10 protein-coding genes are annotated in these 12,356 nt (G+C 74.3%); 7 read left to right on the forward strand and 3 right to left on the reverse strand.

Annotated features, from left to right (window positions below):
* The first annotated feature begins 124 nt into the window (after window positions 1-124).
* The 5 genes from mmsB to araA all read left to right on the forward strand — a co-directional run bounded on the left by mmsB (window position 125) and on the right by araA (window position 6,470).
* Complete coding sequence (mmsB, locus tag GCU56_RS13785) at window positions 125-1,390, forward strand: multiple monosaccharide ABC transporter permease (RefSeq protein WP_163482320.1); 1,266 nt, start codon at window positions 125-127, stop codon at window positions 1,388-1,390.
* 113 nt (window positions 1,391-1,503) lie between these two features.
* Window positions 1,504-2,556 (forward strand): substrate-binding domain-containing protein, encoded by a 1,053-nt coding sequence (locus tag GCU56_RS13790; protein ID WP_163482321.1) that lies wholly within the window; start codon window positions 1,504-1,506, stop codon window positions 2,554-2,556.
* A 97-nt stretch (window positions 2,557-2,653) separates the two neighbouring features.
* On the forward strand, window positions 2,654-4,279 hold the full coding sequence (locus GCU56_RS13795) for a xylulokinase (RefSeq protein WP_163482322.1): 1,626 nt from the start codon (window positions 2,654-2,656) through the stop codon (window positions 4,277-4,279).
* Window positions 4,276-4,953, forward strand: coding sequence for an L-ribulose-5-phosphate 4-epimerase (locus GCU56_RS13800; protein ID WP_163482323.1), 678 nt, complete (start codon window positions 4,276-4,278; stop codon window positions 4,951-4,953). Before GCU56_RS13795 ends, GCU56_RS13800 begins: the two co-directional genes overlap by 4 nt.
* A gap of 14 nt (window positions 4,954-4,967) precedes the next feature.
* The gene (gene araA, locus GCU56_RS13805) at window positions 4,968-6,470 is read left to right on the forward strand and encodes an L-arabinose isomerase (protein ID WP_163482324.1); all 1,503 of its coding nucleotides are present in this window, start codon (window positions 4,968-4,970) and stop codon (window positions 6,468-6,470) included.
* Between the two features lie 150 nt (window positions 6,471-6,620).
* On the opposite strand, the gene GCU56_RS13810 is transcribed toward araA, so the two are convergent.
* From GCU56_RS13810 to GCU56_RS13820, 3 genes are all read right to left on the reverse strand, one after another.
* Window positions 6,621-8,057 (reverse strand): M20/M25/M40 family metallo-hydrolase, encoded by a 1,437-nt coding sequence (locus GCU56_RS13810; protein ID WP_204332097.1) that lies wholly within the window; start codon window positions 8,055-8,057, stop codon window positions 6,621-6,623.
* The gene (locus GCU56_RS13815; protein WP_163482325.1) at window positions 8,054-9,556 is read right to left on the reverse strand and encodes an MFS transporter; all 1,503 of its coding nucleotides are present in this window, start codon (window positions 9,554-9,556) and stop codon (window positions 8,054-8,056) included. Before GCU56_RS13815 ends, GCU56_RS13810 begins: the two co-directional genes overlap by 4 nt.
* Window positions 9,557-9,629: 73 nt before the next feature.
* Window positions 9,630-10,871, reverse strand: a complete 1,242-nt coding sequence (locus GCU56_RS13820; protein ID WP_163482326.1) for an arginine deiminase — start codon at window positions 10,869-10,871, stop codon at window positions 9,630-9,632.
* Between the two features lie 108 nt (window positions 10,872-10,979).
* Between GCU56_RS13820 and GCU56_RS13825 the strand changes: the two genes are divergently transcribed.
* Window positions 10,980-11,747: an SDR family oxidoreductase gene (locus GCU56_RS13825; RefSeq protein WP_163482327.1), complete on the forward strand. Its 768-nt coding sequence runs from the start codon at window positions 10,980-10,982 to the stop codon at window positions 11,745-11,747.
* Window positions 11,744-12,352 carry a hypothetical protein gene (locus GCU56_RS13830; RefSeq protein WP_163482328.1) on the forward strand — a complete coding sequence of 203 codons (609 nt, stop codon included), beginning with the start codon at window positions 11,744-11,746 and terminating at the stop codon, window positions 12,350-12,352. The genes GCU56_RS13825 and GCU56_RS13830 overlap by 4 nt, the downstream gene beginning before the upstream one ends.
* Window positions 12,353-12,356: the final 4 nt, after the last annotated feature.

Consider the following 12,356-nt stretch of genomic DNA (forward strand, 5'->3'; position numbering starts at 1 on the left):
TGCTCGGCATCTGCGACCGCATCTACACCCTGTCCGCCGGCCGGATCACCGGCGAGATGTCCGTCGAGCACGCCACCCAGGAGAGCCTCATGGAGCTCATGACCAAGGAGAAGGAGCAGGCGGCATGACCAGGACCGTGCCCCCCTCGTCCGAGCCGGAGGCCCAGACCTCGACGGCCCCCAAGGACGTCGCGCCCGCCGTCGCCCTGCACACCGGGACCAGCGACGTCCGCGCCTTGCTCACCAGCAACCTGCGGCAGAGCGGCATCTACGTCGCCTTCGTGGTGATCGTCGCGTTCTTCGCGATCCTGACCGACGGCACGTCCCTGAGCCCCGGCAACATCACCAACATCGTCCTGCAGTACTCCTACATCCTGATCCTGGCGATCGGCATGGTCATCGTGATCATCGCCGGGCACATCGACCTGTCGGTCGGGTCGGTGGTCGCACTGACCGGCGCGGTGTCCGCCGTCCTGGTCATCCGCCAGGGCATGCCGTGGTGGGTGGGTGCGCTCGCCGCGATCGCCGTGGGCCTGGTCATCGGCGCCTGGCACGGCTTCTGGGTCGCCTACATCGGCATCCCGGCCTTCATCGTGACCCTCGCCGGCATGCTGCTGTTCCGCGGTCTCACGCTGCAGGTGCTGGACAACATCTCGCTGTCGCCCTTCCCCAGCGAGTACGGCCGGATCGCCAGCGGCTTCCTCAACGGGCTCCTCGGCGGCAACGGCTACGACGCCTTCACCCTGCTCATCGGCGCCATCGCGGTGGCCGGGTACGCCGTCAGCAACTGGCGCACCCGCACGGCGCGGATCAAGTACCAGCAGCCGGTCGAGTCCTTCCCGCTGTTCGTCGCCAAGATCGTCGCCGTCGGTGCGGTCGTGATGGCGTTCGCCTGGCAGCTGGCCCACGCCCGCGGCCTGCCGATCGTGCTCATCATCCTGGCCGTGCTGATCATCGCCTACGGCGTCATCACCAAGCGGACCGTCTTCGGCCGCCAGGTGTACGCGATCGGCGGCAACCTGGCGGCGGCCACGCTGTCGGGCGTGAAGGTCCGCGCGGTCAACTTCTGGATCTTCGTCAACATGGGCTTCCTGGCCGCGATCGCCGGTGTGGTGTTCTCGTCGCGGTCCAACGGTGCGCAGCCCAGCGCCGGCAACATGTTCGAGCTGGACGCGATCGCGGCGGCGTTCATCGGTGGGGCGGCCGTCACGGGCGGCGTCGGCACGGTGATCGGCGCCATGGTCGGCGGCCTGATCATGGCCGTGATGAGCAACGGCATGCAGCTCATGGGCGTCGACCAGTCCATCCAGTCGGTCGTCAAGGGCCTGGTGCTGCTGCTGGCCGTGGCCTTCGACGTCTACAACAAGCGGCGGGCCGGCGCCTCCCGCTGAGGTACGAGGCGCGACCGTCCGGTCGCGCGGACGGGCGGCCCCGCGGAGTGTCCTCCCGGGGCCGCCCACCACCGCCCCACCGGGTGGCGGGGTGATCGAGGTGAGGGGGAGCGGTGGAGCCCGAGGGGGCGAGCCGAGCGCTGGTCATGTCGGACGTGGCGGCCCGCGCCGGGGTCTCCCACCAGACCGTCTCGCGGGTGATCAACGGGCACCGCAACGTCGCCCCGCACACGCGTGAGCGGGTCGAGCAGGCGATCCGCGAGCTCGGGTACCGGCCCAACACGGCGGCCCGGGCGCTGGTCACCGGATCGACCCGCACCATCGGGTTCGTCACGGTGAACATCAACCAGTACGGGCCGGCCCAGACCCTCGTGGGGCTGGAGCAGGCAGCGCGCACGGCCGGCTACTCGCTGAGCGTCACGGTGCTCGACGAGGCGACGGCGGAGGCGATGCGCGACGCCGTCGACCGGTTCGTCGCCCAGTCGGTGGACGCCGTCGTCGCGCTCGGCACCTACGACGACGCGAGCGAGGCGCTGCACGCCCTCGACGCGCCGGTCCCGCTGGTCGCCGTCCAGAGCGGGGGCTCCTCGGAGTGGCCGGCCGTCGGTGTGGACCAGGTGGCCGGCGCGAGGCTGGCCACCCGGCACCTGCTCGACCTCGGTCACCGCACCGTGCACCACGTGACCGGCCCCGCCGACTCCCAGGAGGCCCGGGACCGCATCGAGGGGTGGCGGGCGGAGCTGCTCGCCGCCGGGGCGAGCGTGCCGCCCTACCTGCGCGGGGACTGGACGCCGTCGTCGGGACACGCGGCCGGCAAGCAGCTCGCCGCCCGGGTCCGGGCGGGTGAGGAGATCACCGCGGTGTTCCTCGCCAACGACCAGATGGCGTTGGGCCTGCTCGCGGCCTTCCACGAGGAGGGCCTCGACGCGCCGCGGGACATCAGCGTCGTCGGTTTCGACGACCTGCCCGAGGCGCCGTACTTCACCCCGCCGCTGACCACCGTGCGGCAGGACTTCGCCGAGCTCGGCCGCCGGGGCGTGCAGCTGGTGCTCGGCCGGATCGCCGGGCAGGACCTGCACCCCGACCCCGTTCCCGCGGCCCTGCTGGTGCGGTCGAGCACCGGCCCGGTCCCGGTGCCGGTCGGTGCCGCCCGCGGTGTCGGGTGATCGGTGTTAGCGCTAACATGCGGTCGCGCGCCGCGTCCAGCGGTCGACCGGACGGCGGGGACCAGCGTCTCCGCGGTGGGCGAGAGGGTCTCCTGACATGACGATGGACGCCGGCGCAGCGATCACCGGCGGTCGCACGGCCCTGGGGATCGAGCTCGGGTCGACCCGGATCAAGGCGGTGCTGATCGGTGCGGACCACGCTCCGCTCGCCGTCGGCAGCTCCGACTGGGAGAACCAGCTCGTCGACCGGGTGTGGACGTATTCGCTGGACGCCGTCTGGCAGGGGGTGCAGGAGAGCGTCGCGGCCCTGGCGGAGGACGTGCGACGCCGCCACGGGGTCGAGCTGGCCGGCGTCGGCGCACTCGGCGTCTCGGCGATGATGCACGGCTACCTCGCGTTCGACGCCGACGGTGAGCTGCTCACGCCGTTCCGCACCTGGCGCAACACGAACACCGGCCGGGCCACCGAGCGGCTGAGCGCCGAGTTCGGCGTCAACATCCCGCACCGGTGGAGCGTCGCGCACCTGTACCAGGCGATCCTGGACGGCGAGGAGCACCTCGGCCGGCTCGACCACCTGACGACTCTCGCCGGGTACGTGCACTGGCAGCTCACCGGCGAGAAGGTGCTCGGCATCGGGGACGCCAGCGGCATGTTCCCGATCGACGACGCCACCCGCGCGTACGACGCGACGATGCTCGCCCGGTTCGACGAGCTGGCCGCCGAGGCCGGGGTCGACCTCGACCTCGCCGCGCTGCTGCCCGCCATCGCCGTCGCCGGCCGGCCGGCCGGCGCGCTGACCGAGGCGGGCGCGGAGCTGGCCGACCCGGCCGGGCGGCTCCGTCCCGGCATCCCGCTCTGCCCTCCCGAGGGCGACGCGGGCACGGGGATGGTCGCCACCAACTCGGTCGCTCCGCGCACCGGCAACGTCTCCGCGGGGACCTCGATCTTCGCCATGGTCGTGCTCGAGCGGGAGCTGGGCCGGGTGCACCGTGAGCTGGACCTGGTCACGACGCCGGCCGGCGACCCGGTCGCGATGGTGCACTGCAACAACGGGGCCAGCGAGCTGGACGCCTGGGCCGGGTTGTTCGCGGAGTTCGCCCGGGCGCTGGGCGCTCGGGCCGACACGTCGACGGTCTTCGAGACCCTCTTCACCGCCGCCCTGGACGGGACCCCTGACTGCGGCGGGATGCTGGCCTACAACTACCTCTCCGGGGAGCCGATCACCGATCTCGAGGAGGGCCGGCCGCTCTTCCTGCGGTCCCCGGACAGCCGGCTGAGCTTGAGCACCTTCATGCGGACGCAGCTGTTCTCGTCCCTGGCCACGCTCCGGATCGGCATGGACGTCCTGCAGGAGACCGAGGGCGTGCGGCTGGACCGGATGTTCGCGCACGGCGGCCTGTTCAGGACCGCGGGCGTGGCGCAGCGCTTCCTGGCCGCCGCGATCGACACCCCGGTGACCGTCGGCGACGTCGCCGCCGAGGGGGGCGCCTGGGGGATCGCCGTCCTGGCCGCCTTCGCCGCCGCCGGACGATCGCCGGAGCAGAGCCTGGCGGACTACCTGGACACCGCGGTCTTCGCCGACGCCGGCCTGCAGACCGTCGGCCCCGACCCGGCCGACGTCGCGGGCTTCGACGGGTTCATGCAGCGGTACGTCGCCGCGCTCCCGGTCGAGCGGGCCGCCGTCGAGCACACGAGCCCTGCTCAGCGAGGAGAGAACGGATGACAGCCACCCTGTCCGAGCGCGGCACCCACCGCGAGCTGCGCGAGCACGTCGCCGCACTGCACGCCGAGCTGACCCGCTACGGCCTGGTCACCTGGACGGCCGGCAACGTGTCGGGCCGCGTGCCCGGCGAGGAGCTGTTCGTCATCAAGGGCAGCGGCGTCTCCTACGACGAGCTGACGTGGGAGGGCATCACCGTCTGCGACCTGGACGGGAACGTCGTCGACGGGGTGAAGGCGCCGTCGTCGGACACCGCCGCGCACGCCTACGTCTACCGGAACCGGCCCGACGTCGGCGGGCAGGTGCACACGCACAGCCCGTACGCCGCCGCGTGGGCCGCTCGGGGCGAGGCGATCCCGTGCGTGCTGACGGCGATGGCGGACGAGTTCGGCGGCCCCATCCCGGTCGGCCCGTTCGCGCTCATCGGGGACGACTCGATCGGTCAGGGCGTCGTCGCCACGCTCCAGGACTCGCGCTCGCCGGCGGTGCTCATGCAGAACCACGGCGTCTTCACGATCGGGCGCGACCCGAAGGCGGCGGTCAAGGCCGCCGTGATGACCGAGGACGTCGCCCGCACCGTGCACCTGTCCCGCCAGCTCGGGGAGCCCATCCCGATCGCGCAGGCCGACATCGACAGCCTGTACGCCCGCTACCAGAACGTGTACGGCCAGCGTTGAGAGAGGACCGACAGGTGTCGTTCGAAGGTCAGGAGCTCTGGTTCCTCACCGGCAGCCAGGCGCTGTACGGCGAGGAGACGCTGCGGCAGGTGGCGGCGCAGTCCCAGCAGGTCGCCGCCGCGCTCGACGGTGCCGAGGAGGTGCCGCTCCGGGTGGTGTGGAAGCCGGTGCTCACCGACGCCGGTGCGATCCGGCGGGCGATGGGGGAGGCCAACGAGACGCCGGCGTGCGTCGGCGTCATCACCTGGATGCACACCTTCTCACCGGCCAAGATGTGGATCGCCGGCCTGGACGCGCTGCGCAAGCCGCTGCTGCACCTGCACACCCAGGCCGACGCCGCCCTCCCGTGGGCGACGATCGACATGGACTTCATGAACCTCAACCAGGCCGCCCACGGCGACCGGGAGTACGGGTTCGTCCTCACCCGGCTGCGGACGCCGCGGACGACGGTGGCCGGGCACGTCGGCAACCCGGCGGTGCGCCGGCGGGTCGGGGCCTGGGCCCGAGCGGCGGCGGCGGCGACCGAGGCGCGGTCGCTGCAGCTGGCGCGCTTCGGCGACAACATGCGCAACGTCGCCGTGACCGAGGGGGACAAGGTAGAGGCGGAGCTGCGGTTCGGCGTCTCGGTCAACACGTGGGGCGTCAACGACCTGGTGGACGTCGTCGAGGCGGTGCCCGACTCGGCCGTGGACGCGCTGGTGGCCGAGTACGGGGACCTGTACGACTTCGCCGACGACGCCGCGCCGGGCGGGCCGCAGCACGACGCCGTCCGGTACCAGGCGCGGATCGAGGCGGCGCTGCGCACGTTCCTCACCGACGGCGGCTTCGGCGCCTTCACCACCAACTTCGAGGACCTCGGCGGCCTGCGCCAGCTCCCCGGTCTCGCCGTCCAGCGGCTGATGGCCGACGGCTACGGCTTCGGCGGCGAGGGCGACTGGAAGACCGCGGCACTGCTGCGCATCCTCAAGGTGGCCGCGACCGGGCTGCCCGGCGGCACCTCCTTCATGGAGGACTACACCTACGACCTCGCCTCGGACACCCCGAAGATCCTCGGCGCGCACATGCTCGAGGTCTGCCCGACCATCGCCGGGGACCGGCCGAGGGTCGAGGTGCACCCGCTGTCGATCGGCGGCCGCGAGGACCCGGCGCGGCTGGTGTTCACCGCGGCGCCGGCCCCCGGGATCGTGGTGGGCTGGTGCGACCTGGGCGACCGGTTCCGCTGGGTGGCCGACGAGATCGACGTCGTCGAGCCGTCCGAGCCGCTGCCGAACCTGCCGGTCGCGCGGGCGGTGTGGGAGCCGCGCCCGGACTTCGCCACCGCGACCGAGGGCTGGCTGACCGCCGGCGGACCGCACCACACGGTGCTGTCGACCCAGCTCGGCGCCGAGGAGCTCACCGACCTGGCGGAGGTGTTCTCGACCGAACTGGTGCTCATCGACGCCGACACCACCCGCCGGTCCCTGGCCAAGGAACTGCGCTGGAGCGCCGCCTACCACCGCCTCAACCAGCGCCTGTAGCGACGGAGCGGGACTCTCGGCGCCGGGAGTCCGGAGCTCCCCACGGACTTCTGGCGCCGAGAGTCCCCCCGGCTCGTCCCGGACCCTCGACGCCCGAGAGCGCGGGGGCTCTCCGCGGGAACGTCCCGGGGGTCCCCGCGTACAGGCCCGTCACAGGTGGCGGAGCAGGTGGCGGTAGAAGCCGGCGCCGCGGTGCAGGGCGGCGACGGTGATGCGCTCGTCGGCGGCGTGCAGGGCGGCGAGCTCGTCGCGGGTGACGTCGAACGGCATGAACCGGTAGACGCTGTCGCAGACCTGGCTGAAGTGCCGGGCGTCGCTGGCCTGGACCATGACGTACGGTGCCACCGCCGCGTCGGGGTACACCGAGCGGATGGCCGCGCCGACCAGCGCGAACGCCTCGTTGTCGGCGCGCGACACCGGTGAGGGGTCGTTGCCCGACACCACCGTCAACTCCACGGTCGGGTCGTCGATGACCCGGCGCAGGCGGTCGACCGTCGACTGCACCGTCTCGCCCAGCGCGATCCGGATGTCGGCGTGCGCCCGCGCGCGGGTGGCGAGCACGTTGCGGGCCTTGCTGCCCTCCAGCTCGGTGATCGCGACGGTGGTGCGGACCAGCGCGTTCGCCTCCCGACTGGCCCTCGACAGGACCAGTGCCAGGCCGGGCCGCAGGTACGCCGCGTGGGCGAACAGGGCCCGGTAGCCCGTCAGTGCGTGCCGGCCCAGGGCGTCGACCATGCCGAGGACGACGTCGTGCAGGCGGGCGGGGAAGGGGGCGTCCTCGATCCGCAGGATCGCCCGCGCCAGCCGGGCCGGAGCGCCCCCGCGCACGGGCGCCGACGCGTGGCCACCGGCGTCGGTGGTGACCAGCTCGACGTCCAGCCGGCCCTTCTCGGCCAGCCCGACGACGGCGGTCGGGCCGGGTACGCCGGGGAAGACGCCGGTCACCACCGCGCCGCCCTCGTCGAGGACGGCCCACGGCCGGACGCCGCGCGCCGTGAGCGCCTCGACGGCCAGCTGCGCGCCGACGCCGGCCACCTCCTCGTCGTTGCCGAACGAGAGGTAGACGTCGCGGGCGGGCGTGGACCCCGCCGCGACCAGCGACTCGACGGCTTCCAGGATCGCGACCAGGGCGCCCTTGTCGTCGATGGCGCCCCGGCCGTGCACGACGCCGTCCTCGACCAGCCCGAAGAAGGGGTCCCGCGACCAGTCCTGACCCGCCACCGGGACGACGTCGTAGTGCGCCATGAGCACCAGCGGCGGCGCATCGGTGCCGCTGGGCCACCGGTAGAGCAGCGCGCCGTCGCCCAGCACCTCCCGCTCCAGGACGCGGTGGGTCGCGGGGTACAGCTCGGTCAGCCGCTCCCGGAACCGGCTGAACGCCCCCGCGTCGACCTCACCGCGGTCGCGGGAGGAGACGGTGGGGATGCGGACCAGCTCGGCCAGCCGGGCCGCCGCGGCGTCGGCGTCCAGGCCCTCGAGGTCGGCCGGGTCCCGGGTGACCTGCGGTGGGTGGAAGCGGGCCACCCGTCGCACCACCAGCGAGGCGGCGGCGGCGCCGCAGGCCGCGGCCGCGAGGGCGCGCTTCACGCGCGGTCCCCGGGGGACGGCGCGACCGAGCGCAGGTCGGCGCCGGCCGGGGCGTCGGAGAAGGCCAGCCGCGGGACGAGGAGCAGAGCGACGGCGGCCGCCAGCGCGGTACCGCCGCAGACGACCCAGACGGTGAGGTAGCCGCCCAGTGACCCCGCCGTCCCCTCGGCGCCGTCGACGAGGACCGGCGCGCCGGAGGCGAGGGCGACGGCGAACGCCGCCGACGCGAAGCTCCCGCCCAGGACCTTGGTGGTGTTGGTCAGGCCGGTGGCGACCCCGGTCCGACCGACCGGAGCGGCGGCCGCCGCCGCGGCCGGCAGCGCGGCCACGAGCGCCCCGGAGCCCAGCCCGGCGACGACCATCGACGCCAGGACCTGGGCGAGCGAGCCGTGCAACGGCACGAGCAGCAGGTACCCCGTGCCGGTCAGCGTGGCGGCGCCGATCAGGGTGGTCCGCGGGCTGGTCCGGGCCGAGATCCGCGAGAACTGGCCGGCGCCGAGGAGCATCGAGACGACGTAGCCGCCGATGACGATCGAGACCGCGCTCGTCGACAGGCCCAGCCCGTAGCCGTAGACCGCGGGGTCGGTGCGGGCGTACGTCGACAGCGGGCCCTGGGCACCCAGGACGCTCACCCCGAACAGGCCGGCGGTGAGCTGCACCGGCCACATGGCGGGGCTGCGCAGCACGCGGAAGTCCACCAGCGGGTCCGCGCGGGCGAGCTCGTAGCGCACGAAGGGGACCACCAGCAGGACGCCGAGAGCCGTCACCAGCCAGGGCCACAGCTCGCCGGCCCCGTTGACCCGCACGAAGGTCAGGCCGCCGGTGATGACCAGCAGGACGACGCTGAGCAGGGCGGCCCCGGCGGCGTCCACGCTGCCCGCCTCCCGGTCCTCGCTCTCGGGCACCCGCAGCAGCACGACGGCGCAGACACCCACGACCAGCAGACCGGGGATGAGCAGCACCAGCCAGAACTGGCCGGCGAGGGCGCTGCCGACCTGCCCTCCGCCGAGCGCGCCCACGATGGCGCCGACCTGCAGGGCGGCGACGATGACCCCGGTCGCCCGCCGGGTCTGCGCCGCGGGATCGGCCAGCCGGCGGGACCTGTTCCAGATCAGCGCCACCTGCAGCGGCAGCCAGGCGGCGTAGACGCCCTGCACCGCCCAGGCGACGAGGAAGACCGGGAAGGACCGGGCGACGGCGAGGACGACGGTCGCCGCGGCGACCAGCGCCGCCGAGAGCAGCAGCATCCGGCGGTGGCCGTGCAGGTCCCCGAGCTTGGCGAGGATCGGTACGGCGATGGCCGACAGCATGAGCTGGGCCGCCTCGAGCCAGTTGACGTCGGCGTCGTGGATGTCGAGGTGGCGGGCGACGTCGGTGAGCAGCGGGACGTAGTAGCCCTGCAGGACGCCGCTGGTGAACTCGACGAACACCAGGAAGCCGACCAGGCCCCCGCCGATGCCCGCGATCCGCCCCGACCGTGCCGTCTCCGCTCGCGCCACCGGTCGTCGTCCTCACCTCGGAGCGCCCAGGGAACGGCGCGGAGGGTACGGACAGTAGTGAGCTGCCCGCCGCTCAGGGACCACCTGCGCCGGGACTCCCGGGGAGGGCGGCGCGGGAGACCGGGCAGGACATGCACCGCGGGCCGCCGCGGCCACTGCCCAGCTCCGAGCCGGCGATCCGCACCACCTCGATGCCCGCGGCCTCCAGCGCCGCGTTGGTGACCGTGTTGCGCTCGTAGGCGACGGCCAGCCGCGGGGCCAGCGCGAGGGTGTTGTTGCCGTCGTCCCACTGCTCGCGCTCGGCGGTGACCGGGTCCAGGCCGGTGTCGATCAGCCGCAGCCGGTCGATGCCCATCGCGGCGGCCGCGGCCTCCAGGAACGGCGCGGGTCCGGTGACGGTGAGGTCGGTCGTGTCGTCGTCGTCCGGCACCTGCGCCGAGGTGACGGTCCAGGCGGCCAGGGAGTCGGCGACGGCGGGGTACATGACGAACGCGTCGACGTCGACCATGGTCGCGATGGTGTCCAGGTGCATCGTGGCCCGCTGCTGGGCGATGGGGACGACGAGCACCGTGTGCGCCAGGCCGCGGGCGAACACCCGCCGGGCCAGCCGCTCCGCGCCACCCGGCGTCGTCCGCTCGCCGACGCCGACCGCGACCACCCCGGGCGTCAGCAGCAGGACGTCGCCGCCCTCCAGGTGCTCGAGCGAGGCGTCGTAGAGCTGCTCGGCGCCGGTGAACCGCGGGTGGTGGGCGTACACGGCGGCGGTGATCGTGCTCTCCCGGTGCCGCGCCGGCATGGCCAGTGACGTCACCGCGACCTGGCCGCCCACCCACACCGACGAGTCACGGGTGAAGAGCAGGTTGGGCAGCGGGGGGACGACGAAGTCGCCGCGGTCCATGATCTCGAAGGCCAGCCCTCGGCCACCGGGGAGCTCGTCGTGCGCCAGCCCGGCGATCAGCGTCCCGGCCAGGTCCCCGGGGTCGAGGTCGGCCAGGTGGGCGGCCGCCGTCCGCTGCAGGGTGGCCCCCAGGCGCGGGTCGTCGACGGCCGCGGCGACGAGCTCGTCGCGGGCGGCGGGGACGGCGAGCACCTCGGCCAGCAGCCGGTCGAGGTGCAGCACCTCCACCCCGCGGGCGGTCAGCTCGGCGGCGAAGGCGTCGTGCTCCTCCTGCGCGCGCCGCACCCAGGGCACGCCGTCGAAGAGCAGCTGGTCGTTGTTGCGCGGCGTCAGCCGGCGCAGCTCGGCGCCGGGCCGGTGCAGCAGCACCGTCTGCAGCGGGCCGACCTCGCTGGTGGCGCCGAGGGGGGCGGTCATGCGGTCGAGGCTGGCACAGCCGACGCGCCCGTCGCCCGCCGGCGCCGCTGGATAGGGTGCCCGGACCGGGGCGACGGCGTCCCCGCGACGCCGCTGAGGGGCTCGCCCGTGGACCTGTTCGACCTGACCGGCAAGGTGGCCGTCGTCACCGGCGGCACCCGCGGCATCGGGCTGATGATGGCCCGCGGCCTGCTGCAGGCGGGTGCCTCGGTGTACGTGAGCTCGCGCAAGGCCGACGCGGGGGAGGCGGCGGTCGCCGAGCTCTCCGGCTTCGGCCGGGTCGCGTCGGTCCCGGCCGACGTCTCGACCGAGGACGGGTGCCGCGGGCTGGCCGCGGAGGTGGGCCGGCGCGAGGAGCGGCTGCACGTCCTGGTCAACAACGCCGGGGCGACGTGGGGCGCGCCGTTCGCCGAGTTCCCCGCGGCCGCCTGGGACAAGGTCCTCGACCTCAACCTCAAGGCGCCGTTCTTCCTCACCCGCGCCTTCCTGCCGCTGCTGACGGCCGCGGCGAGCGACGACGACCCGGCCCGCGTGGTCAACGTCGGCAGCATCGACGGGCTGCACGCGCCGTCCCTGCCGACGTACTCATACTCGGCCAGCAAGGCGGGCCTGCACCACCTGACCCGGGTGCTGGCCAAGGAGCTGGGCCCGCGGCGGATCACGGTGAACGCCGTCGCCCCCGGCCCGTTCGAGTCGAAGATGATGGCGGCCACGCTGGCCGCGCACGGGGACGAGATCGTCGCGTCGTCCCCGCTGGGGCGGATCGGCCGGCCCGACGACATGGCCGGCGTCGCGGTCTACCTGTGCAGCCGGGCCGGGGCCTACGTCACCGGCGCGGTGATCCCGGTGGACGGCGGCCGCGCCACCACGCTGTGACGGGGACCCGGCTGCGGTTCGACGGCTGGATCCTCGGGGTCGGGACGTCGACGGGCACCCGCGTCGTGGTGGGGCACTGGCCGCGCTCGCCGCTGGGGCCGCTGTCCGACGTCATGGTGCAGCGGCCCGACGGCCACCGGCTGCTGCTCGCCCCGAGCCGGGAGGCGGCCGACTTCATCGCCGCCACCTACGCCTTCGACGAGGTGCGGGTGCTGCCGGTGACGGTCGCCCGGCCCGACGCCGCGACCTGGACGGTGGCCGCCGGCCCGCTCGCGATGCGGGTGCGCACCGGCCGGCGCCCGGCGCTGGGCTGGCTGCTGCGCGCCGTCCCCGCCCCGCTGGCGCGGGCCCCCGCCTGGGTCCGGGTTGTCGACGCCCCGGCGCGGCTGCTCACCGGGCTGCGCACCACCGGCTCGGCGGGACAGGGGCGCACCGAGTGGTACGGCGTCCAGGACCTGCACGCGGCCACCGGGCTCACCGCGACGTGGGACGGCGCGCCGCTCGGCCACCTGGCCCCGGTGCACCCGCCGGTGACGTTCGGCTTCGGCTCGGTCCCACCCCGGCCCGGGGTGGTGCGCGTGACGACGACGGTGCGCGTGCCCTGAGGCC

The organism is Geodermatophilus sabuli (assembly GCF_010686765.1).
Taxonomy (GTDB): domain Bacteria; phylum Actinomycetota; class Actinomycetes; order Mycobacteriales; family Geodermatophilaceae; genus Geodermatophilus; species Geodermatophilus sabuli_A.

Excerpts from the sequence above, each read along its gene's own strand:
- mmsB (WP_163482320.1), top strand. The coding sequence starts at position 125 with ATGACCAGGACCGTGCCCCCCTCGTCCGAGCCGGAGGCCCAGACCTCG.
- GCU56_RS13795 (WP_163482322.1), top strand. The coding sequence starts at position 2,654 with ATGACGATGGACGCCGGCGCAGCGATCACCGGCGGTCGCACGGCCCTG.
- GCU56_RS13800 (WP_163482323.1), top strand. The coding sequence starts at position 4,276 with ATGACAGCCACCCTGTCCGAGCGCGGCACCCACCGCGAGCTGCGCGAG.
- GCU56_RS13820 (WP_163482326.1), bottom strand. The coding sequence starts at position 10,871 with ATGACCGCCCCCCTCGGCGCCACCAGCGAGGTCGGCCCGCTGCAGACG.